Source organism: Thiothrix sp. UBA5583, assembly GCA_002425225.1.
In the GTDB taxonomy this organism is placed as follows: Bacteria; Pseudomonadota; Gammaproteobacteria; order Thiotrichales; family Thiotrichaceae; genus Thiothrix; species Thiothrix moscowensis.
On the sequence record DILV01000018.1, the window covers coordinates 156,888 to 181,959 of the forward strand.

The 25,072-nt window shown below is 52.6% G+C and carries 14 protein-coding genes and 1 other RNA gene; 6 read left to right on the forward strand and 9 right to left on the reverse strand.

The features are described 5' to 3' along the window. Window positions 1-39 precede the first annotated feature (39 nt). Both B2U47_RS06995 and B2U47_RS07000 read right to left on the reverse strand, forming a co-directional pair. Window positions 40-5,403, reverse strand: a complete 5,364-nt coding sequence (locus tag B2U47_RS06995; protein WP_296675185.1) for an SdrD B-like domain-containing protein — start codon at window positions 5,401-5,403, stop codon at window positions 40-42. A gap of 110 nt (window positions 5,404-5,513) precedes the next feature. Then, entirely contained in the window at window positions 5,514-8,693 is a 3,180-nt protein-coding gene (locus tag B2U47_RS07000) for an SdrD B-like domain-containing protein (RefSeq protein WP_296675182.1), read from the reverse strand. A 334-nt stretch (window positions 8,694-9,027) separates the two neighbouring features. On the opposite strand from B2U47_RS07000, the gene B2U47_RS07005 reads away from it, so the two are divergent. Further along, a complete protein-coding gene (locus tag B2U47_RS07005; protein WP_296675179.1) occupies window positions 9,028-12,108 on the forward strand; it encodes an SdrD B-like domain-containing protein in 3,081 nt (1,026 codons plus the stop codon). 15 nt (window positions 12,109-12,123) lie between these two features. Here B2U47_RS07005 and B2U47_RS07010 read toward each other — a convergent pair whose 3' ends face one another. The 7 genes from B2U47_RS07010 to ffs all read right to left on the reverse strand — a co-directional run bounded on the left by B2U47_RS07010 (window position 12,124) and on the right by ffs (window position 17,979). After that, window positions 12,124-13,047, reverse strand: a complete 924-nt coding sequence (locus B2U47_RS07010) for a hypothetical protein (protein WP_296675176.1) — start codon at window positions 13,045-13,047, stop codon at window positions 12,124-12,126. Then, window positions 13,047-14,828, reverse strand: coding sequence for a hypothetical protein (locus B2U47_RS07015; protein ID WP_296675173.1), 1,782 nt, complete (start codon window positions 14,826-14,828; stop codon window positions 13,047-13,049). Before B2U47_RS07015 ends, B2U47_RS07010 begins: the two co-directional genes overlap by 1 nt. A 23-nt stretch (window positions 14,829-14,851) precedes the next feature. Beyond that, window positions 14,852-15,196, reverse strand: a complete 345-nt coding sequence (locus B2U47_RS07020) for a histidine triad nucleotide-binding protein (protein ID WP_296675171.1) — start codon at window positions 15,194-15,196, stop codon at window positions 14,852-14,854. Beyond that, complete coding sequence (gene recR / locus B2U47_RS07025) at window positions 15,197-15,793, reverse strand: recombination mediator RecR (protein ID WP_296675167.1); 597 nt, start codon at window positions 15,791-15,793, stop codon at window positions 15,197-15,199. 7 nt (window positions 15,794-15,800) lie between these two features. Then, window positions 15,801-16,127: a YbaB/EbfC family nucleoid-associated protein gene (locus B2U47_RS07030; RefSeq protein WP_296675413.1), complete on the reverse strand. Its 327-nt coding sequence runs from the start codon at window positions 16,125-16,127 to the stop codon at window positions 15,801-15,803. 47 nt (window positions 16,128-16,174) lie between these two features. Beyond that, window positions 16,175-17,848: a DNA polymerase III subunit gamma/tau gene (gene dnaX / locus B2U47_RS07035; RefSeq protein ID WP_296683054.1), complete on the reverse strand. Its 1,674-nt coding sequence runs from the start codon at window positions 17,846-17,848 to the stop codon at window positions 16,175-16,177. A gap of 34 nt (window positions 17,849-17,882) precedes the next feature. Next, an RNA gene (ffs, locus tag B2U47_RS07040) (signal recognition particle sRNA small type) lies at window positions 17,883-17,979 on the reverse strand. A 228-nt stretch (window positions 17,980-18,207) separates the two neighbouring features. On the opposite strand from ffs, the gene B2U47_RS07045 reads away from it, so the two are divergent. The 5 genes from B2U47_RS07045 to B2U47_RS07065 all read left to right on the forward strand — a co-directional run bounded on the left by B2U47_RS07045 (window position 18,208) and on the right by B2U47_RS07065 (window position 24,964). Further along, window positions 18,208-18,594, forward strand: coding sequence for a response regulator (locus tag B2U47_RS07045; protein ID WP_296676132.1), 387 nt, complete (start codon window positions 18,208-18,210; stop codon window positions 18,592-18,594). A gap of 94 nt (window positions 18,595-18,688) precedes the next feature. Then, a complete protein-coding gene (locus tag B2U47_RS07050; RefSeq protein ID WP_296676135.1) occupies window positions 18,689-19,138 on the forward strand; it encodes a chemotaxis protein CheW in 450 nt (149 codons plus the stop codon). A gap of 41 nt (window positions 19,139-19,179) precedes the next feature. Continuing rightward, entirely contained in the window at window positions 19,180-21,012 is a 1,833-nt protein-coding gene (locus B2U47_RS07055) for a methyl-accepting chemotaxis protein (RefSeq protein ID WP_296676138.1), read from the forward strand. A 4-nt stretch (window positions 21,013-21,016) separates the two neighbouring features. Next, entirely contained in the window at window positions 21,017-23,917 is a 2,901-nt protein-coding gene (locus tag B2U47_RS07060; protein WP_296676140.1) for a hybrid sensor histidine kinase/response regulator, read from the forward strand. Window positions 23,918-23,938: 21 nt separating this feature from the next. Beyond that, on the forward strand, window positions 23,939-24,964 hold the full coding sequence (locus tag B2U47_RS07065; RefSeq protein WP_296676142.1) for a response regulator: 1,026 nt from the start codon (window positions 23,939-23,941) through the stop codon (window positions 24,962-24,964). Window positions 24,965-25,072: the final 108 nt, after the last annotated feature.

Genomic DNA, 25,072 nt, shown 5'->3' on the forward strand with positions numbered 1-25,072 from the left:
ATAAGTTCCTGTTTTTAATTATGTAAATAATAAAGTCACTTATTTTACTTCAACGCTCAAACTCAGCGTGACTGTGCTGTTTGCCGTTACTGTCCCGATATTCCAAATGCGCGTAACCTTGTCAAATGAACCTTGGCTCGCCACCGGGTTGCCCATGATTTCCACACCTGCGGGCAGGTTGTCCGTAACATTGACACCGGTTGCCACCGTATTGGATTCATTGCTCAGGGTTAACGTGTAAGTGAGCATGTCACCCCGCTTGGCAGAAGCCTTGTCCACGGTTTTGACCAGCTTTAAATCAGTCGGTGGCACAAAGCCAAAATCTACCATCAGGTTGGAATGGGTGTCGGGCGTACCTTGACCATCTGCACCGTCCTGCTGGTCGGTGATGCCGTACTCGCCAGTCGGTTCTTTGTCATCCAGCACCAGTACTGTGGAACAACTGCCGTTGCTGAGGTCGTCATCACCCCGGTCAGTGCCATCTGTGCTGGAACCTTCCGTATCGGCTTGACCGGTGCTGGAGCGGTATTTTTCCAGCTTGCTGCCTGCGGCAAAGTTGTCGGCAGTAACGCAGACCTGATAATTGCCTGCTGTCAAACCGTGGAACAGGTAACGACCGTTGGCGTCCGTCGTGGTAGTTTGCAGGACAGCGTTGCCTGTGCTGTCTTTCAGTTCCAGCTTGATACCATTACCCGCGTGCTGCTCGCCGGAATCCGCAGTGCCGTTGTTGTTGGTATCAAACCAGATGCGGTTGCCAATACTGTGGGTGACGGGGGGAGCTTCTGCACAGAAGATTTCCAGATCACCCATACCGGCAGCCTTGCCAAAGTAGGGGCTACCTGCACCTTGCTGGCGATAGACTTGTACGCCTGCGTTGGCACTGCGCCCACCTGTGGCATTATCCAGCCAGATGACACCGCCTGCATTGGCGTTGGGGTTGAGCGGGTTCATGGCAGTCAGGGCAATTTCACCTGAACCGGCTTTGAAGGCCAAACCACCAAAGCTGGTTTCCTGGTGGAAACCACCATCGGCATTCCACGGGTTAAAGTCCCACATTTCACCCCAGTAATATTCACCATTGCCGGGGCCTTGGCCTTTATCTTTGCCTGCTGTGCTGCCGCTAGTGCAAGTGGCGTTATTTTCCAGTTCGTATTTGCCGCCGTTGTTACAAACGCGAATGATGTCCCCACCCGTTTGCCCTTGGATCATGGTGTTGTCATCCGGGTAGTTTGGTGTGTAGTTAACCCCCCCTACCTGATGCCCCATGCGATCCATGAAACCCAGAATCAGCGAACCATCCATATCAAACTCGATGTCAGAGAGGATTGGCTGGGGATAAATGGCAAATTCACCGGATGCCAGGGTTTGGAAAGTACTTGTCCAAGGCTGCCATTTTTCATCACCAGGACCATTGCCAACGCTACCTTTGGGGTAGTTCAGCGCAAAACTGGTGGCGGTAGTGAACGTTGTGCCATCGAACGCTTGCACATAAGCCTTCAGGTCAGCCGCTTGCTGTGAGGTTTCGGCGGAACAGATGCTGCCAACCCAGACCTTGCCATCGTGTACCTTGACCGCCCAAGGGCGGAATTCGCCATTGCTACAACCGGGGTCGGGGATTGCGTGTTTGGCAGTGACTGTGGTGTTAGTCAGATTGATTTCAACCAGTTCGCGCTGCTTGAGGTTGACCGCCCACAGGATATTGCCATCCGCACTGATGTCGATGTCACCAAGGGAGATTTTACCAATTTGGGCAAAGGCATCCCTGTCCCATGAGGGTTGGGACGCATCAGCAGGCAATTCGTTAGGGTCATCCACCACGCCATTGGAAAGGGTGCGCGGGCTGCTACCCAAATCCACACCATTCGCTGCCAAATCAATCAGCAGGCTTGGCGTTGCGCTGGCAGATCTGCCATCCATTTGGTAAATAGCACCGACACCGCCAGGGCCAAAACTGGCATGGCGTTTGAGGAAAGCTGAGGTATACAGTTTTTTACGGGTTACGTCATACGCCAAACCCCAAACTGAGCCAACCTGCCCTGCCGTACCCTTGCTAAATGGGGCAGCCAATTCGCCAGTGGCAGCGTAATCGAAGGTAATCAAGCCATTAACGCTCGCACCTGTACTGCCTGCGGCTTGGCTATCGCCGTTGACGTGGATGGAGGTCGCCAGACGGGTGTCAGCAGTACAACTCATGGCAGATGGGCCGGGTGGCGGTGGAAAACTGGGCGTGCTGGCGACAACCCCAAAATCCACTGTCAGGTCGGACAGGAAATCCAATGTGCCCGCACCATCATTGCCATCATAGTTACCGTCAATGCCGAGTTCTCCAGTAGGTTCGTTGTGATCTAGCATTACTACGGTCGAACAAACCCCATCGCTCTCATTATCATCCCCACTGTCATCCCCATCCACAGCAGTGGTATTGGGGTCGGTGAACCCGGTACTGGACTCATGGTTTTCCAATAACCCGCCTGCTGTAAAGTTATCCGCCGTCAGGCAGACTTGGTAGCCTGTGGGCGAATATGCCAACCCTGCGAAGACGTAATGCCCGTTGGCATCAGTAGTGGCCGATTGCAGGACATCGCCTGCGGCATTTTTCAGTTCCAGCTTAACGCCAGCGCCTACAGGGGATTCCCCCACATCAGCCGTACCATTGTTATTGGTGTCGAACCAGACACGGTTGCCGATGCTACGGGTTTCATTAGGCGTAGGTTTGTAACCAAAATCCAGCGTGTGGTTGTTTTCACCTGCTTTGCCGACAGTAAATTTAATTTCTGCCATGCTTGCATTCGTCGCAGCATCCGAATCACGCAAGTCTGTCAGGGCGTTGTTATCGGTGATGTTATCGGCATCCTGATCAGTCAGACTATAAGTAGAAAGTGCTATCTGGTTATTGTCCACCCACAGGGTACAATCTTCGCCATAGTCCATGAACAGCGCATTGCCACCGGCTGCATTGGTAAAACGGAATAAACCACCGTTTGACGTGGTTGTCGTTGCCCACTCTGTACCCGATGAACCGCAAAACAGCTTGACTTCGACGGAATCAATGCCTGGTTCATCTGCATCCTGAATACCATCGCTGTCAATGTCATGCCACACACGGTTGCCAATTTCGATAGGTGCTGGGTCACACAACATTTCAATATCACCAAGTCCTCCAGACTTGCCAACAACACTTGGTAAAGCAACCTGGAAGCGGTCAACATAGTTGCCGTTAGTCGTTGATAAAAAAGCAACGCCATTATCATAGTCATTTAACAATGCATATCCTGTAGCAGCAACTTCACCAGAGCCGGGCAACAGTATCAGACTACCCAATATTTGCTCGTTATGCCCGCCTCTAATGGTATCATTGAAAAACTCTGAGCCACCTGGTCCTTGATTATTGCTGCCACTCCCCATTCTAAGCCCAACCACTTTATTGTTTTCCAATGTATAGCTAGTGTCGCTATTAGGGGCTGCCATCAAAATATCACCGCCAGCCTCGCCTGTAATTAACACACCTTGCTCACCAGAAACGCCATAATTTCTTTTCCCAAGTTGAAGTGCCAAGCGGTCTATAAACCCAAGGATCATGTAACCCTGCTCATCAAACTCAATATCCGCAAGGATAGGTTGCTGATACGTGGCCATATCGGGTCCGTCATTCTTCATACCAGCCATTCCAGATACCCAAGGATGCCAACCTTTGGCTTGTGCATCAGTGCTGTAAACATTAGCTTTTGTATAATTTAGTGGGAAGTTGAGGACTCGTGTAGCAGCGCCGCCAGCATCAATCCGGTGAACAAACCCTTGCATCTGATCTTCATTTTGTGAAGTTTCCGCTGTACATACTCCACCTACAAATACTGAACCATTATGAAAACTAAGACCAAAAGGCCGATACTCCCCAGCAGCAACATTAATAGCAGCAGGGTTTTCATTAATGACTTCCACGCCAGAAATAATAGCTCGATCTGCTTCGACTGCTCCGGGTTTCAATAGATCAATATTCAGTACACCGTCTGCGGAAACGACTTGCCCTGTAAAGGTTTTGACAATCGCCCTATTTTTCCCACCCGCCTCAGAAAAAATATCAAAACCACTGGTAACATTCACATTTTCAATGTCAATATTGAAAGTACGTTGACCGGCAGCAGTTTTTGTTGGCTCCGCAAAATGTAACTTAATGGTGTAGGTTGTCCCAGTTTTAACCGGGATATTATAAGAAATCGCAGTATTACTATGTTTTGTGCTATTGTAAGTTGCATACAAACCAGCATCGCTAGTACCCGTAATTGCATTGCTTGCCGTGTCAATAACCGCTGCATTGGAATATTTCCAAGATTGCCGGTACATGACATCCGCTAGCCATGTGTGGCCTTTGCTATCTGTAAAATTAGTTTCAGAACCCGAATTAATCCTCAAATGGTCTGGCGAATACGTGCCGCAATCCACACCTGTAATTGTCCAACTACCCGAAAGACTTTTACTTGCTATGTCAATGGCATAAACTTTTTTATCATATAGATTGGTGAAATAGATAGTTTTTTCATCATCACTAATCTCAATATCACCGATACCACGCTTCCCGACTGCATCAAAAGCGTCATCATCGTGGCTTGCAGAATCATATGCTCCCAGACCACGAGCAGTATCAGAGCCAATAGCACCAACATTGATGCCAAGCGTCGTCACATCTAGCCACAGACTTGCATTAGCTACCCCGGAAAAAGGGTCAACTGCATAAATAGCTCCCAAATTACCTGCATCACTGCCCAATAACCCAACGTGGCGCTTCAGGAGAGCGGAGGCAAATAGCCGCTTCTCTGTCCGGCTGTAGGCAAGCCCATACACCGCCCCAGTTTGATTTTTATTAGACAGTGTGGTGATAACGCCGGGATTAGCTGCCACTGTGCCTGATGCATCGTAAGGCCAGCCGAGAATGCTGCGGAAAGTAGATGCTTGATTGCTTGCGCCTGACATGAGTTCCGATGTCACTATCGTCGGGTTGGATTGGCAATATTGCCCTGGATTACCAACGGCCATATTCACGCCAGTGGTGCCATCCTTGACAAACTGTACCGAAGTGCCGCCCGCTGTCCCCGGCTTGAGCCAGCTTTGCGCCCACGAAAATTCCACGCGGTAATCCGTGCTTGCGGTTAAACCTGTTAGGGTATAGCTGCCATCTGCGTTGGTAGTCGCTGCCGTGCCAACTTGTGCACCTGTTGCATCAAACGCTTTGACGGTAACACCCGCCATCCCAACTTCGTTGAAACTTGTACCGGTATCGAATGTACCGTTGGCGTTGAAATCGTGGAAAACTTTGCCGGAAATATCGGCCTGTACCGCAGCGGCAGAGAGCAGCAGCCCAACACCTGCGTATCTCGCGTAATAGGGTATGTTTTTCGTTAGCATCATTCAGCCCATTGTTATTATTACTGGCTTGATCTTATCAGGGGAAGAATACCGCTCATCAGAGCAATGCACCACTAATCCCCGAAGAACGGTAGTTCAATCCACTAATAAGCCTATTTTACGGTCACGGTAATCTTCAGCGTTTTGGTTGCGTTTGCTGCCAAACTGCCCACTGACCAAAGCCCTGTTGCTGGCGTGTAAGCCCCTGCACTGTCATCACTGACGTACAAAACTCCAGCCGGTAACTGATCAGTCACTTGCACCCCAGTGGCAGTTACTGCGGATTCATTGCTCAGGGTTAACGTGTAAGTGAGCATATCACCCCGCTTGGCAGAAGCCTTATCCACGGTTTTAACCAGTTTCAGGTCAGTCGGCGGCACAAAGCCAAAGTCTACCGTCAGGTTGGAATGGGTGTCGGGCGTACCTTGACCATCTGCACCGTCCTGCTGGTCGGTGATGCCGTACTCGCCAGTCGGTTCTTTGTCATCCAGCACGATAATCGTGGAACAACTGCCGTTGCTGAGGTTGTCATCACCCCGGTCAGTGCCGTCTGTGCTGAAACCTTCCGTATCGGCTTGACCGGTGCTGGAGCGGTATTTTTCCAGCTTGCTGCCTGAGGCAAAGTTGTCGGCAGTAACGCAGACCTGATAATTGCCTGCTGTCAAACCATAGAACAGGTAACGACCGTTGGCGTCCGTCGTGGTAGTTTGCAGGACAGCGTTGCCTGTGCTGTCTTTCAGTTCCAGCTTGATACCATTACCCGCGTGCTGCTCGCCGGAATCCGCAGTGCCGTTGTTGTTGGTATCAAACCAGATGCGGTTGCCAATACTGTGGGTGACGGGGGGAGCTGGCGTATTTTTAAACCCAAAATCCACCGCATGAGTGTTTTTGCCCGAGTCCAGAGTCATAACCACAGCAACCGCATGAATACCACTCAATTGCCCATCCGAGTTACGCTCTGCATCTGAACCTTGTTGATCCGGGGTCAAGAATAGACCAGCCAGAGCTGACTGTTTGCCACCACCATCAACATGGCGAATCACTACCTGATAAGTCGTGGCAGCACGCAGGGATACCAAGCCATACTTACGACTAGCAGTACTCGCTCGCCCTCCCTGTATATCCGTCGGATCAAACCCACCCGAATTCCCTGCGGTATCGTTAGGCGCAGTATTGCCCCCCATTGGATAGCCACGTCCATCACCAGAAAACACATAATAACCATCAACATCTGTCAAAGCGGTTGCCAATGGGGTTGCACTTTCAACATCTGCACCTTGGGCAAACAACTCGACTTTCACCCCTGCAATGGCTGGCTCACCAGCATCCTGAATGCCGTTACCATCCTTGTCCTCCCACACCCTGTTGCCAATTTCAACCGCCGGGTTATCGCACATGACTTCCAGATCGCCAATTGCTGCCTGCTTGCCATTGATGGGGCGGTTATCCGGGTAAGTGAAAGCCCCTGTACCACGGTAGAAACCATATCCACGGTTGCGTTGCCCGGCTGTTGCCACATCACCCAAGCCAAGGTCAAACCATGAAACTCCGGCCTCAAAGGTTTGGAAAGGGTCAGCTATTGTATAGGCAGACTCCAGAAACCCCGGAATATGCGCTGCCCCACCATAACTTGCCTGATGGTAGTTTGCGCCCTGATCAACGGGCCATTCCTGGAAGAAAAAATCGCCGCCAAAAGGCCCTTGCCCACTATCTTTACCAGCAGTAGTCACACCAGCGCAACTGCCATTGTTTTCCATCACCCAAGTGTGGGTTGACGCATCCTGCACACAAAGATGCCGAACCACACCATAAGCAGCACCAGCCGCCTTGCCCTCGCTCATCACTTCCCGAAAGGCCAGTACCGCATTACCCTGCTGGTTGAATGCAATGTCAGACGGAAACTCAAAATGCAAACCATAAATATCGCCTGTCACCTTGTAACTCATGCTGGGTGTCGCGGTAAAAGTCTTGGTCTGGCGATCAAAACGGAACATGGAAAAAAGCGGTGCTGCCCAGCCTGTATCACAACGGGTCGCTACATAGATAGCTTTTTGATATTCCCCTAACCCAAAAGCAGCCTTATCGAAGAAACCGACACCATCTGCTTTGCAAGTGCTTTCAAACGGGATAGGGTAACGCTCGATCTTGCCTGCATCAGCCGCCGACAAGGGAGTCTCCTGGACTGGCAGTACGTACAAATGACGGTCAGCCATATTGACAACCACAATAGACGTGCCATCGCTAGTAACATCCAGATCACCAAACGCCACCTTGCCCAAGGCATTGCTTATCTGACCATCTTGATTGTCACGGGTTGCATCACCAGAGGGAACATAGCTACCATCCGGGTAATTCGTACCATCCCCCTTGGGGGCAGTACCGTCTGAAATCTGGGCATAGCCGGGGTTAGCAGGTGAAAATACACCCGTCAAATAGGGGTCTTCACCGGCTGTCGGTGGCGCTGATGGAAAAATTTGGTTCAGATCAGCATACAGCACTGTTACCGGATTAGTTGGATCACTGATATTGGTGCGGTAAATACCCCCTGTTCCACCTGTACCAAAACCTGTCCAGGGTTTCATGTACGCGGCTGAAAACAGACTTTTGGAGGCAGGATGCCACCCCAAACCAAACACGCTGCCCACCTCACTGGCCAATGCCAGATTCTTTTTGGCCGCATCTGCATCCTTGGGAACATCATACCCGGTAGGCAGTGTTAGCGGTTGACCACTCACCCCACTGTTGTAGGGAAAGCCAAACAAATTGGCGACATCATGATTACCGCCCCAAGGAATATTGTGAGTTTGTTGCCCATTGGCATAACGGCTAGTCACCAAATCGGGATTATTCTGGCAGTAACTGGCAGCCTGTTGCACAGCAAAATTCGCGGTATCGCTAGTGGGACTAACGAATTGGGTCAGGATATTACCTGCACCTGCCTGCGTTGCCACTGCATAGGCGGCTGGCAGCGTTGACAGTTGCACAACACAATTAAGTGAACCCTCGATTGCTGCAGGAGTTGGCAGGGTAAACTGACCATTCGTATTAGTCGTTACCGGCCCGAAAGCTGTTTTGCCACTGGCGGTAACGCATTCGGCACGAATTTCAGCACCAGCAACTCCAGTGTCAACTGCTACATGAATATCGTGAGTATTCGCGAAGTTACGCATCGTGGAAGTGTTATCCAGTTGCCCATTCAGGTTGTAGTCCAGAAACACTTTACCGGAAATATCTGCATGAACTCCAGGTGAAGCCAGTAGCAAGATTCCCAGCGCAAAAAGCCGGTACTTCATTGATTTTATTATTATATACATTGCCCCGATCCGTTTTATCGTTGTTGGTCAAATGAACACGGATAACCACTGACTGGATACATTAGCCATTAATCGGTGAAACTCTACCACTGGCACTATATAACCACGATCAAAACCCGAAGAACGGTAGTTGCACGACAACGAGTCACTACGCCAGCGCAACAAATACAGTTTGTCGGCGATACTTGACTATAGATACACAAACACCCAACAATCACCCGCTTTCGGAAACTCTCCTGGCGGGCTTGCCATGCACAATAAAAACAAGGCTGTTTGCGACAGCAAATATAAAATTGCGCTACTTAATTTACTTATGTTATGGGTAACTCCGTGGGTTTACGCCGCTGACGCTGAATTACTCATCATCAAGCAAACCAGTACCACTACACCTGCCGCCGGGGAAGTCTTCACCTACACCATCCGCTATCGTTGTGCCGCTACCGATGGCACTTATTGCCCCCTTGCAACAGTGACGGACAATGTACCTGCCCCCCTGAAAATTGTCAGTCATACCCCGGAAGGCGGCAATGTGGCGAGTACAAACCTGAATGGCAAAACCCTGACATGGCATCTGGCAACACCACCTGATCGCTTGCCCGAAGGCGTGCCAGCCGATGGTCTGGCAGCAGGTTCAACCGGCATCCTCAAGCTACAGGTAAAATTCCCCACCTGCGGAGCGATCACCCCACCAGCCACCGTAAGTAATCAAGCCGTTGCCCAGGCCGGTACAAGCACCCACAACAGTAATGCGCCGGATGTCATCGTACCAGTCGCTACCGGGCAACCTTGCCCAGCACCCCCTCCACTACCCGCTGGCGATTTCAGTAAAACCGGCAGCGCAGACTTCATCCAGCCCGGCGGACTGGAACGCTGGAGTGTCAAACTGCCCAACAGCAGTAACCTCTACCACGTCACCGAAACCATTCCTGCCGGAATGCAGGTTTACACTGCCACTGCCAGCAATACCCCCAAAATCATGAGCCACCCTGAAGTGGATTGCACTGATAACGGCGTGGATGATTTTCACACTATTAACCAGCCATTGCTGGATTGGGTCGCAGCGGAATACAACGCAGGGCGTGGAGCCGACTTGCGCAATGCCAGCGGTATCGCAACCGGCTGTCGTGCCAGCCAGCAAGCCTCGGGTTTGCTCACACTCAATGCCAAACACTTGCGCTGGGTAGTCAACGCCAATAGTGGCAACCAGACACTGGACATCAGGCTGGTGCTGGATAGCAGCTTTAACGGTGACAACCTGCAAAACTGTGCATCATCCTCCCTGCACGGTACGAGCTGTGCACCGCCAGTACCCGTGCTTGCCAATGGGCAGCCCCTGATTACCATCAGCAAAACCACCCCCGGTGGCGGCATCATCTCGGCGAATGGCTCAACCATCACCTACAACGTGGTTGGCTGGAAACCAACCGTTGCCCCCGCTCCTGCCAGCCATGACCATGTGTACCGTGCTGCCTTTGCGGTCGATGAACTCTCTGGTACGGGCACACGTTTTCCAGTGATCGAAGACACCCTGCCCGCCGAACTTGACTACCTGAACACACCGGCGGGCAACTGGTGGCGCGTTTCTGTTCCCACCAACAAAGCCTCAACCAACCAAAGCGCCTGTAGCAACCCACGCTTCAGCCGCACCCTGCAAGCCGATGGGCGGGTAAAACTGCGCTGGGAATTCGACGGCTGCGAATTGCCTGCGGGCATGTCTGACCCGGCATTGGCAGTGTATTTTTCCACCCGTATCCGCCCCGGCACTGCCGCAGGCACAAAAATCAGCAATATCGCCCACGCTTTGACCGGCGACTACCCGCTGGTGCATTGCGCCAATGGCGCAGACTCGGGCAAAACCTGGCTGCCGCAGTGCCGCTCCAGCACGACCAGTTTCACCGTGCCGGAACTAACCAATCTGGATAGCACCCAATGGGTCAAGGGTTCACTGGATGCCAGTCATACCCGAGTCCCCGGTATTGGGCAAACCGCCTTGCCGGAGGGTCGGGGCAATTACCGGCTGGAAATCCGCAATACCGGCAATGTCACCCATACCCAACTGGAAGTGGAAGATGTATTGCCCCACACCAATGACACCATGCTGGTCAGTGGCACACCACGGGGTTCAGCGTGGCAGCTTGCGCTGGCAGGTGCTGTTACGCTAGAAAGGGTTGCTGCGGATGGTACGGTACAAGCCATTCCCGGCAGCGAACTCGGCGATGGCATCCGTTACCAAACGGATCCTCGTGCTTTCCGGCTGCACTGGATTCCTGCCACGGGTCTGAAACCGGGGGAAACCTTGCGTATCCATGTCCCGGTACAACAAGCCGATACAGACACCGCCAGCAGTGGGGTGGCATGGAACAGTTTTGCCTACACTGCCCACTATTTCGACCCCGCTAGCAACAGCACAGAAACCCTGTTACGCACCGAGCCACCCCGACTGGGGCTGGTATTGCTGGATGCAGCCACTACCGCAGGTATCGGCGATACCGTCTGGTTCGACCGCAACGCCGACGGTAAACAGGATGCAGATGAACCTCTACTGGCAGATGTCAGTGTGCGTTTGTACGACGGTGCAGTACTGGTAGCGGAAACCCTCACGGATGCCGATGGGCATTACCGCTTTCAGGGCTTGTTGCCGCAACATCCCTACACCCTACAGGCAGAAAAACCCGGCGAATACCCAGTCACTCACATGAATGCTACCACCGGGATGGCGGGCAGTTTGATGACAGATGCTGATGTTGGCTTTACCTTGCCCGCCCAACTGGGGGATAGAGTCTGGCTGGATCATAATGCCGATGGCTTACAGGATGGGGATGAGCCGGGGGTTGCCAATGTGCAAGTCAGGCTGGCTGACAGCAAGGGGGATACGATTGCCATGACCCAAACCGACCCACAAGGCTATTACCGTTTTGCAAATTTGAGTGCAGGGCATTATGTGCTGACGTTTACCGGGCTACCCGCCAACCATGTTTTTACCCAAGCAAGAGCCAGTGGCGACCCGCTCACCGACAGCGATACCGACACCAGCGGCAAAACACCGCTGATCACCCTACTTGCGGGCGACAAGGCCAGCGGCTGGGATGCGGGAATCAAAGCCATCACTGACACTGGCTTCTCATGGGGCGCTGGCGTGGATGTCAGCCTGCAAAAAACCTGCGACAGCACCGTATTACGGCGCGGAGCAACCGTATTTTACACCCTCACATTGAGCAACACTGGCCCCGCAGACGCTACGGAAGTGAGTGTACAAGAGCGTTTGCCGCCAGAATTGCTGTTTCTGCAAGCCAGCCCCAACGGGGTTTACGACCCGGTTAACGGAAGCTGGAACGCGGGCACAGTGCCAGCAGGTACGCAAACACAATTGCGGATTGAGGCACGAGTGAAGTGATGGCTTGCAGTAACATCAAACCCCCGCTTCCTGCTGTGCGCCGACGAATACCCAGCGATCCTGCCCAGCATCGTAGGTAAACTGGTAAAGCCGCTTGCGCGGATTGTTTTCCGCCAGCAAGCGGAACCCGAACTCGGTTTCCTTCGCCTGCATGACATATTGCCCCGACTTTGCTGCAAACTCGAGCTTGCGCACACTGGTGGAATTCCCGTCCGGCAGTGTTGCTAGGGCAAACTCATGACGTACATCCTGGGTAAAATCACCCTTGGTATCCAACGCTACCGAATACACATCCGAAGAACGTGCCGAACCGAAATACAGTCGCTTGTGTTGCACACCGTTGAACACCGCAACCCCAATCGCATCGGTTGCCTCCAACTGCGCTTGCACTTGCTGGCTGGCAACCTCAATGCGGTAAATACGCCCATGTGCCTGACGCGGCGCTGACCCCGCCAGCGAACTGGCATACAAACTGTGGGTATCGCAATCGTAAAACAGCCCCATCGTCCCAAACGGATTTGCGGGTGACGGCGGCGCAACCGCTGGCAATTCCAGCCACAATGCCATTTCCCCGCTCTTGGCATCAATCTTGTAAATGCGGTTTTGCAAAGCAGGCGGATTATCTGCAAGGCTCACTTCCGGTGTCGGCGCAACGTAAATATTGCCATCTTTATCGCGGGTAAACGCCCCTACATGCCCGGCATCATCCCACGTCGGGTGTTGCCAAGTTTTACGGGTCTGTGGATTCAGCAAGCGCAAGCCGGTGTAACCGCGCTGCTGGGTATCAATCGCCACCGCCTGCCCAATCCCGGTTTGACTGATGAACGCAGGCATCGCCTGACAAGCGTTTGCCACACCGGGTTTGAAATTACCCATGTCCGGCTCGCCGCAAGCACTCAACAATACGCCCAGTATGATTATGCCCAATACCTTGTGCATCACAAAGCCCCCTTCACCGGCACAAACATCGGCCCTGACCAGCAAGGCCAAACCTCGATATTTGCCACGCCATCTTTTACCCGTATATCCGCCCAGCAATACTCACTACCCGGATTACCGTCGTTTTTCATCTGCGGTACATACCACAGTACCACGTCCTTATCCTGCAACGGCTCCGCAGGCTCGATGAATTGCTCAGGTCCCTGGCGATAATCACTGTTACAGCACGAACCAATCGTTACCGTATCCTGCTCACCCTCTTCAGGTTTATAAGCACTGAAATAAGTAAACGCTTTATCACCGCGCCCGCCATCACCAAACTGCCCGCGCCCCGGCTCGACGAAAAAGCCCGTGCCATCCTTGCTCGTTACCTTGTACTGATAACCTTCTGGGGTCAGCTTGTTATCATCCTGCAACCGCCATTGCTCTTTGTCCCACGTTTGCCATTGACCGCCATCCCACTCCGCCACCGTTTGTTCCGCGCCAGTTTCCAGATCAATCCGCACCACCGGACGGTACATCCCATCCGTCCCGCAACCACGCCCGAAATCGGCTTGCGCTACCCGAAACCGCCCGTCTTTGTAAAACTCAAAGCGTTGCACATAACGGTAGTTGCACGGCGTAGGCCAAGGCGGTTGACGAAAATCCTGCACCACCGCAAAGCCCACTTCTTGCCCATCATTGACAATCGGCTCCACTTTAGGGCCATCATACGCAATCACCACCGCAGCACTGAACAGCGGGCAACCAATCGCATCGCTATACCCAAAGCCTTCGCGGGTCGAATAACTCACGTGCCAATCCAGCAATTTGGCATTTTTCAACACCGGCTTATCGTTGAATTTGACGTTGCTAAGCTGTAAACCATCCGACCCCGTAATCACGTAATCCATGTTCCAGCCATCTTGCGCCAGCGAATTGACCTTTTCACAGAAATTACGGAAGGTGGTTTCATTTTCTAAACTGCGTTCTGTCACCACCGTTTTCGGACCACTGCTGCCCAAATCTGTCCAGCGCGATCCCACCAGTTTGCCATCAGTCAAATCGACAATCGCCCACAGTGCATCGTTTTCAAACACATAGGTTGGCGCAACACACAGATGATGCGAACGTTCGCACATGGAATTCTGCAACGCGGTCTTGAACTCTTTCTTGTCCGGTTCGCGCTTACGATCCTGCAAAATGGCTTGGATTTCCGGTGCTGCTCCGGCAATTTTCGCCGCCAACTCCACCAAGTGTTGTGGCAAATCCGGCTGGGCGAAATTCTGACGACTTACCCCCAACACCTGCTGCTTGCTAACATCCACAAACGCGATGGTCGAGGCATTATGAAAATGGCTATACATCTCCACCCGCCAACACTCGGCTTGCGCACACGGCCCGGCATTGCCGCCGTTGAAATCCCCCGGTAATGCTTTGCGCACATTCATGATTTCATTGCGCAACGCCGCACCGCTCTTGTCATCACGGGTAAATTTGCGGAAATCGGGGTTAGCGACCGCCAATTGTTGCGCCGTTTGTGCATTGGCATCCGGCAATTGGGTGTTATCCAATTGCAAAATTGGCGGATCAGCTTGCAAGGCAGCCTGCACGCGCTGGAAATAGTCCGCCAACTCCGGGATTTGCGCCTGCAACTGCTCACGCGACACGTGTGCAGCCAACTGGCTGGTATCGGTGAATTTATCAACAGCCGGTAACGTCACCGCTTGCGGTTTTTCTTCCCCGCAGCCCCCAAGCCACAGCGAAAGCAGGCATAGCCATATGCCAATACGGGTGTTCATGTTTAGCCCTAAAAAAGAAAAATTTAACCCGGCGGCCAGCCCAATGCCCGCCCTGCCAACAAGTGCAAATGAATATGGAACACCGTTTGCCCCGCATCCACCCCACAATTCATGGTGACACGATAGCCATTTTCGGCATACCCTGCATCCGCCGCAATCTGTTTTGCCGCCAAAAATAGCTTACCCACCAGTGCCGCATCTTCCGGCTGAATGTCATTGATGGTCGCAATGTGTTTACGCGGAATCACCAACACATGCAGCGGCGCTTGCGGGTTAATGTCATGAAACGCGATGACATCTTCATCTTGGTAAGCGATTTTTGCCGGAATCTCACCCGCGACAATGCGGCAGAATAAACAATTGCTCATTTAGTATTTTCTCCGTCCTTCAAAGGCATGGGAAAGGGTTCCGCTATCAACGTATTCCAGTTCGCTGCCCATTGGTACACCGTGGGCAATCCGCGATGCCGGAATGCCACGTTTGGCGGCAAGTTCGCTGATGTAATGCGCGGTGACTTCACCTTCCACCGTCGGGTTGGTGGCGAGGATCAGTTCACGTACTTCACCTTCATCTAGCCGTGCTTCCAGCATGTCCAGCCCGATGTCTTCAGGGCCAATGCCATCCAGTGGCGACAACCTACCACCCAGTACGAAGTAGTAACCGCGATAACCGGTAGCCTGCTCGATGGCAACCACATCGGAAGGGTGTTCCACCACACACAATAGTTCTTTTTGCCGCGCCGGGTTGGCACAGATACGGCAGGTAGTGTGTTCAGTCAGGGTACGGCAACGTGAACAATGCTTGATGTCACGCATAGCCCGCCCCATCACATCGGCAAGGCGCTCGCCACTGCGCCGGTCATGTTCCAGTAAATGGAACGCCATGCGCTGTGCCGTGCGAACTCCTACCCCCGGCAGGCAACGCAGGGCATCAACCAGTTCCTTCAGCAGCGACGAGTCACTCATGCGTCAATCAGAATGGCATTTTGAAGCCAGGGGGCATTGGCATTCCGGCAGTCACATCAGCCATGCGCTCGCGGCTGGCTTCTTCGACCTTGTGGACGGCATCGTTGAAAGCGGCAGTCACCAGGTCTTCGATCATGTCCTTGTCGTCTTCAAACAGGCTAGGGTCGATGTTGACACGCTTGCACTCATGCTTGCCGTTGATAACCACAGAAACCAGCCCGCCACCGGATTGCCCGGTGATTTCCATCGCGGCAATTTCAGCCTGCGCCTTCTGCATGTTTTCCTGCATTTTTTGCGCCTGCTTCATCAAGCCGCCGATTCCGCCTTTACCCATCATGGTTTGTCTTTCCTCATTCTTTGATCAATATGGAATGCAGTTTACTACATTTTATCCGTATCTGTGCGTGGTCGGATGCTGCCCGGCACGATCACCGCGCCAAACGTTTCCTGCAATTGCTTGACGAAGGGGTCATTCCTGATCGCGGCTTCTGCTGCCACCTGTTTTTCAGTGGCTTCACGTTTTGTGCGTTTTTCCGGCGTTTCCTCGCTCAACTCCACCTGATTGAAATGCAGTTTCAAGTCACGCCCGTAATGTTTTGCCAGCGCTTCTGCCAGTTGAGCTGCGGCACGGGGGCTTTGCAGAGTAGAACCGCTTTCGTCCAGCAGCAGGGAAATCTGCTCCTCCCCGACACTTTCGAGCAGGCAGTGTTGCGCGAGTGGTAGCGCCATGCCGGAAAGGTTTAGTTGGGGGAGGATGTTGTGCCAGTCGTTGGTGGAGAACCCCTCACCCCCCGCCCCCCTCTCCCTCTCCCTCAAGGGGCGAGGGGGAGAAAGAAAAGATGAAGCAACAGCGGGGAGATTCTTTAGCCCCTCTCCCCTTGAGGGAGAGGGGTTGGGGTGAGGGGTGTTATCAACTACAATTTTTTTTTTCTCAGCCTGTGCCGAGTTTGTTACCACCTTCTGTGCCCTGCCGTCATCCAGCCGGAATGCCAGCATCCGCAACAACAGCATCTCAAAACCGCCGCGCGGGTCAGGAGCTAACGGCAAATCGCGCCGCCCATGCAATGCCATCTGGTAGTACAGTTGCACATCTGCTGGCGACAGCAATTTCGCCAGTGCCGCCACGTCCGCATCCACCTCTTCCGACGTGACAACCTGCTGGACTGCCACGCTGTGCAACAAAGCAATCAGGCTGTCAGCCGCAGCGGTAAAATCGGTGGTCAGTTGCGACATTTGCGTAACGGTTGCCAGCATTCGTTTGCCATCATCATCCGCAATCGACTGGATCAGGCTGACCAGATGTTCGTGTGGCAACAGGCCGAGCATGTCTTGCACATCGTCTTCGCTGACAGCCCCTCCCCCGGCAACAATCGCCTGATCAGTAAGACTCAGTGCATCGCGCATACTGCCATCTGCCGCCCGAGCCAATAGTCGCAAGGCGGAATCACTGAAAGGAATGTGTTCCTGCTCCAGCACATTCGCCAGATGCCCGCTGATCATGTCCACCGGCATCCGCTTGAGATTGAATTGCAGGCAACGTGACAGGATCGTCACCGGCAGTTTCTGCGGGTCAGTGGTGGCGAACAGGAACTTGACGTGTGGCGGCGGCTCTTCCAACGTTTTCAGCAGCGCATTGAAGCTGTGCCCGGAGAGCATGTGCACTTCGTCAATCAGGTAAATCTTGAAACGACCACGAGTCGGCGCGTATTGCACATTATCAAGCAGTTCACGGGTATCTTCGACCTTGGTGCGGGAAGCAGCATCGACTTCGATCAGATCAACGTGCCGACCTTCTGCAATTTCGCGGCAACTGCGGCATTCCCCGCAAGGTTTGGCGGTGACGCCCGTTTCGCAATTGAGGCATTTGGCGAAAATACGTGCTAGCGTGGTTTTACCGACCCCGCGCGTGCCAGTGAACAGATAGGCATGATGCAGGCGTTGCTGACCATCATCCCCGTTGAGTGCATTCATCAGGGCACGCAGCACATGCGCCTGACCCACCATCTGCTGGAAGTCCTGCGGTCGCCATTTTCGTGCCAGTACCTGATAACTCATGGAATAATTGAATATTTTTGGAGTGGGTGGCAGCCCGCACCAGCCACATCCCGGCGCCCGAATCAGCAGTTACCGTTGCTCCCTTCCGGGCCTGGCGGGGTTCACCACTTATCGTCGCGGGAGAACCAATGCAGGCCACCATTGCGAAGAGTGCCGATTATGACTAAATTAACTGGGAGTCACAAGCATTTGCTGACCGAGTTATTTAGTCGACGATCTTCGGCATTCCGTAGAAATAAGTTTGCTTAATGCCAGTGGTTTGACTATAAAGGTGCGAGTGATTAATTTGTCCGCTCCCCCAAGCGGTCGAGAGACAGGGCGACAGACCCTGATGCCCCCAACAACATGAAGGGAACCCTATGTTGAGTGAGCAAGGAACCCCATCTGCCATCCACAAAGTATTGATTGCAGATGATTCCAATACGGAACGACTGAATCTTAAGCAGATCCTTGAAGCGGCTGGCTATGAAGTAATCACAGCCCAGTCAGGTAATGAAGCCAAAGCCCTGGCAGAGTCCCATATGCCCGATCTGGTCATGTTGGATATCATCATGGAAGATGGCGATGGCTACCAGACATGCCGGTCATTGAAACGCAACCCGGCTACCCAGTCGATTCCGGTGATCATGGTTTCCAGCAAATCCAACCCGGTGGATCGGCAATGGGCGCAAAAACTGGGCGCAAATGCTTACATTGTCAAACCCTACAAGGACGAAGACGTTCTACAGCAAATTGCAGCCCTGTAGTAAAGAAAGCCCGGTATCCAAGAACAATAAAAACAACCCTTCCAGAACAGTAAAAACCTGAGAGGGGAAATGAACAACAAGCGAGGAAACATAGGTGTCTGAGTTGCCTACGCCGGTTGCGAGCCGGTTTTGTTACCGTATCGGATCGCACCTGATCCTGTTGGAACCTGAAATGAAGGCTGAGGTCTTGACCGCGCAGCCGCTCTACCCTGTGCCTTTTGCTCCCTCATGGTGCGCCGGTCTCATTAGCTTGCGTGGCGACCTGTTTCCGGTTGTTGATATGCACAAGGTTGTACAGGGTTCATCATCCACTACACAGCAACAGTTACTGCTGGTACAACATTTCCGCTTTCCTCCAGTTGTTTTGACCTGTGACGGCTACCCACGCCAGATCAGGTTGCCGGATGAAGACATGACCGAATATCCTGCCGAAAACCTGCCAGGCTGGATTCCCCATACGCTGCAACACAACGGACAAACCCTGCTGGTTGCAGATCATGGCAGGCTTCTGCGACAAATTCAGCGCTCCACCAACAACAGCTAGCAATCAACCACCCGTTTCAAGTCAAGGGAGATAGAAACATAATGGCTATCCAGGAAAAGAAACCCTCCAACTTTCTAGGCAATCTGTCGGTTGCCCGCCGGATTTACATGCTGATCCTGGTGCCGTTGGTCATCCTGTTCATTACAGGCATATTTGCTGTCATCGCCTTGAACCAGAACCGCGTGGCATTCCAGGACATCAACAACCGGGTAGTGGCCATCGACAAGGGCAACAAGGTTATCCGCCGGATGCAACGTGATTACATCGGCGTCCTGTACGAAGTACATATCGGCAGCCGAACCAAGGAAGAAGGCATCACCGCCTTGGAAAAACTGGATGCTGACTTGCACAGTTCTGTATTGCCCGCCTACCAAGCGGTCAAACCAGCACCGGAACAACAGGATGAACAAACCAAAACAGCCTTTGCCGAACTGGAAAAACTGCTCGCAACCACAGAAGAACGTAAAAAGCTGCTGCAATCCGAAGACCCTGAGACACTACGCCAATATCTGCTTAACGAACTCAAAAAAGACACAACACCATTGCGTGACAGTATCCACAAGGAAGTAGAACGTGACATTCAGCAGGTTGAAGAATCTTTCATGACCGCGCAAAGCAATGTTAAAAAATTCCTGTACATCACCATCGGTCTGATCCTAGCGGGAACGCTGCTAGCAGCTTTCCTCAGTTACTTCATTTACCATTCCATTGCGACCTCTATTGATAAACTGCTCAACACAGTACGCAAAATCTCTGCGGGCGATTTGAACGCACGGGTTGAACTGGAAGGGACCAACGAACTGGCAGAACTTGGGCATAACTTTGACCAGATGGTGGAAGAGCGTCTTGCCACCCAAGCACGTATCGACCGGGATCACCAACAACTCAACCAGTCAGTCAGTTCCTTGCTGGATGCCGTATTCGACCTTAGCGAACGTAACCTGACTGTCCGCGCCAAAGTAACCGAAGACGCTACCGGCCCGTTGGCAGATGCGATCAACCAGTTTGCGGAAGACACTTCCGACGTATTGAAACAGGTACGTGAAGTTGCCACCTCGGTAGAAACAGCCTCGCAGGATGTAAATCATTACGCACTGGAAGTTAACAAACTGGCACAACTGGAACAGTCGGAAGCAGAAGAAACCGCCAACCAGCTTGAAAACATCCTGCAAAAACTGGATAGCATCGCGCACGCAGCCCAGCAGGCCAACCAAGTTGCAGATACCACCTCCAGCACCACCCGTCATGCGCAGGAAACAGTATCCCGTACTCTCGATAACATGACCAACATCCGCTCCACCGTACAAGAAACCGGCAAGCGCCTGAAACGTTTGGGTGAACGTTCCCAGGAAATCAGCCAGATCATCGACGTAATCAACAACCTCTCCGAACGCACCACCGTACTGGCCTTGAACGCTAGTATGCAAGCCACCGCAGCCGGTGAAGCGGGGCGCGGCTTCTCCATGATCGCGGAAGAAATCCAGCGGCTGGCAGAAAACTCGCGCGAATCCACCAACCAGATTTCCACCCTGATCCGCAACATCCAGCAAGAGGCCAACACCACCATCGCCACGATGGACAACACCATCGAACAGGTTGTGAACGGCTCATCCCTTGCCGAAGAAGCTGCCCAGCAAATGCAGGCCACCCTAGAAGCAACCAACCAACTGGTTACATCCGTTGAAAAAATTGCGGTCTCCTCCGCAGAACAGGTCTCCATCAGCAAGGAACTGCAAAACCGTGCCGAACGCATTCTGGATGCCACACAATCCACGGGTAAGGAACTGCTGTCCCTGACCGGCCTGACCAGAAACATGGCTGAATACGGTCAACGTCTGGTGAAATCCGTTAACGTCTTCAAGCTGGAAGCCTGAGTTTATGGATGACGCCATCGCTTTTGCCGAGGAACTGGAAGACGTTGCCCTGCAACTTTCCAGTCTCAATCCACTGGTAGAAGAGCCGGATGAAGTTGCGACTACCGTGGAAACTGTCGTTGCCGAATACGAACGCCTTGGCATGACCGCTGCCATGTATGGACAGGAAGGTGTCCAGCAGGCAACCGAATGGATCAGTGAAATGCTGGTCAGTTTTCAGGAAACACTACCGGAAGCGATTCTGGAGTTGCTGCAAGGCGGGCAACTGTTTGGCTGGATCGAACTCACCGCCATTGTCTTGCGGGAACCAGAAGAACTCTCTCACCTGCCAGCCCTGTCAGCCGAACTGATGAGCGATGCATGGCCGGAACCACCAGCACCAGAACTAATGGAAAAACTGCTGGTCGGTCTGCGCATGAGTTCCTTGCAAGCTGCCCACTCGACGGCAACGGAAGAAGGCAATGACGACGCAACAGCCGAGTCACTGAGTGCCAACGCTAGCGGGCAACCCAATCTGCTGGCATGGGATGCCGACATCCATCCTGAACTGCTTGAAGCATACATGCAGGAAACCCCCGGTCAGATTGCGGAGGCTGCCCGTCTGATCCACCTGATTGCCAAAGGTAGCAGCACACCTGAACAGAAACGCCATGCAGCCCGCCTTGCCCATACTGTCAAGGGAGCCAGCGGGGTAGTCGGTGTCAGTGCCATTGCAGAATTCACCCACAGGCTGGAAGACATTCTCGAACTGGACATCAACCGGCACTTGCCGAACGGGTTGGGTGCCACCCTCGAAGCAGCCGCTGATTGTCTGGAAAGCCTGTTTGATCACTTGCAGGAAAACAAACCCCTGCCAGATGAATATTCCATCCTGCTGGCAGCGATGGATGACTGGGAACAACGCCTGGGCGAACCTGCCACAGATACAGCCGTTCCCGCCGCAGAAGAGATTGCCGACCTGCTCCCCACGGAGCCATTGGTTCTGCCCGATTTCATCCTGCAAACCGGGCTGGAGGATGACGAAGCCAGTGATGACAACACCCCTGTCGCCGATATTCCCCGCAGCAGTTCGACCCACCTCAGCGTACCGATGGAAACAGTCCAGCGCCTGCTCAATCTGGCAGGTGAATTGATTACTTCCACCAGCCAAATTGCCGAACATGCTCAACAAACACTGGCTTTCGGCAAATACCTGCAACAGCAAGATGAGCATGTCCGACAAATGCTGGACGAGCTGGGTGAAGCCATTGACCAACAATCTGCCAATATCGGGCAGGCATCAGGTCGCCGGAATTTCCTGCCCAGCCAGACTGTGGACAATTTCGACCAACTGGAACTGGAGGCATACAATGACCTGCACAGCACTTCCAGCCTGCTAACAGAATCCATTGCTGACAACCGGGAGCTGACCCGTAACCTGCAACAACAAATCCGCCAAATTTCCGATCAGGTTTACCAACAACAACGTCTGCAACGCCAACTGAGCGAAACCATCCTGCGTACACGTCTGGTTCCTGTACAAGCCATTACCGCCCGTGTAGAACGCACCGTGCGCGAAACCTGCCGCCGTACCGGCAAAAATGCTGTTATCCGCATCCATGGTCAAAACCTGCAAATCGACACGGACATCCTGCAAGGGCTGACAGCCCCCCTGCTACACATGCTGCGCAATGCCATCGACCACGGCATCGAACTGCCAGAAGAACGTAACGCGGCTGGAAAAGACGCCCAAGGGCATGTTGAATTGCGCTTTGAACAAAAAGGCAGTCACATCCACATGACCCTCAAGGATGACGGGCGAGGGCTTGATACCCAGCGCATTCGTACACGTGCCATTGAGCGCAAACTAATCCAGCCGGACGACCAATTAAAGGAAGAAGACATCCTACGCCTGATTCTACAACCCGGCTTCACCACTCGCGATCAGGTCAGCGAAATTTCCGGGCGCGGGGTTGGCATGGATGTTGTCCAGACTGCGGTCGAAAACCTGCAAGGCTTGCTTCACCTCGACAGCAAGCCAGGACAAGGAACCAGTATCCACATCCAGGTTCCACTCACCCTGATTGCAACTAACGCACTGCTGGTACGTACTGGGGGTCATCTTGTTGCAATTCCCGGTAGCACCATCCAGCAACTGCTGTATGTATCAGCCAACGAACATCTGCAAGAAAACGGACAATGGTCTATCCAGCATCAGGAAACAACGTTACACGTCATGCAACTTGCCCATCTACTTGGCTGGCAAAGTACACCTCCTGACTTGAGCAAAGGACAATCACTCTTGCTCATGGAAAGCGAACATAAACTTCACGCCTTGCACGTTGATGAAATCCTTCAGCCACGTGATATTGTTGTCAAAAGTCTTGCGCCGTGGATAAATATCACCCAAGGTGTCAGTGGTGCATGTATTCTTGCCAATGGTACGGTTGCGCCAGTGCTTGATACCTTGCGTCTATTGCGTAGCCTGGAACAAGGCTTGCTGACACCCGGCAAACAACTGACCACACAATCCCGTGTTGCCCAAGCCCGTTCCCGCATCCTGATTGTTGATGACTCACTCAGCAACCGCAAATCTCTGAGCCTGATGGTAGAACACATGGGTTATCAGGCGATTACAGCGGTAGATGGGTTGGAAGCTCTGCAACGTTTGCACGAAAATCCAATAGAACTGGTATTGACCGACCTTGAAATGCCGCGTATGAACGGTTTGGAAATGACACAAGCTATCCGTATTTGGCCAGAAAAGCGCCACATACCTGTTATCATGATTACGTCACGTAGCACACTTAAACACCGGCAGATGGCACATCAAGCTGGTGTTGATGATTATCTGACGAAACCAGTTAGCCAGGACACATTAAATACACAACTAGACAAATGGCTCAGAACACAGCTAGCGGCCTGAGCCCACGGAGAGAATACAGCAATGCTTGCGACAAAAAGCACAACCATTGGCATCTGCTTGTTTGACTTGCCGGACAAAGATCAGGCGGTCATCCAGCGTGTTATCACTTTCGGCTCCTCTCAAGGAAAACCCTATGCGCAGCACCCACAAGTGGAAGGCGCACATATCGTTATCGCACTGGACAATATCAGCCTTCCAGCAACTAATGCCCTGACCATCCGCATTGGTGATGCCGGTATACACCCCAGTGATCTGATATTGCAACGTCCATTGCTAGTGACCCGCGTCATGCGGGCACTGGATGATGCCGCCCATTTGCTGCAAACCCGCCCAGTCGTTGAACAAACAGATCCGACTAGTGAATCCCTTGTGCCAGAGATCCAAGCGGTCATTACGACAGCACATCAGGATCAGGAAACCAACACAGGCATCATCCCTGAACAAACCCAGCATCTGGAAATCCCACCAACAGCCCCCGTCTCAGTAGCAATACCAGTTCCAGAAACTCCTGCGGCATCAACAGCAAGCCCTCCTGCCCCTGTTGAAGAAGCACCTGTTGCCAGTCAGGCAGCGACGACACCTCCAGCCAATACAGAAAATGGTCAAGAAACACTACAAATCTTACCCACAGTATCACCCGATGCAGCAACAGAAGAAGAATATAGTTATCTGGCACTGGTAGTTGATGACAGCGCAGCTATCCGCAAACAACTAGAAATCGAGTTGCGTAATGCCCAAATCAAAGCTGACTTTGCGGAAAGTGGTGAAGAGGCTCTGGAAAAATCGACTCAAAAACAATATGACTTAGTTTTCCTCGATATTATCATGCCAGGAATTGACGGCTATGAAGTATGTCGTCAAATGCGCTCGCGTAAAACCATGAAGAAAACACCTATAATCATGCTTAGCGGCAAAACGTCCCCACTGGATGAAGTGCAAGGTGTCATTGCTGGTGCGTCAACCTATCTGACTAAACCCGTCAAACACGAACAATTTCAGCAAACCCTGAAAAGAGTATCGAAATGGCTAACTGAGTTTGCCCGTTAACACGGGCTTTCCAGCTTGTGGGTAGCGCATAGCTTGCATTTTAGCTTTCGGCATCCTTGCTTTGTTTTTCAAATTTTTTCCATAAAAAAAAGCCCTGCTAACGTAACA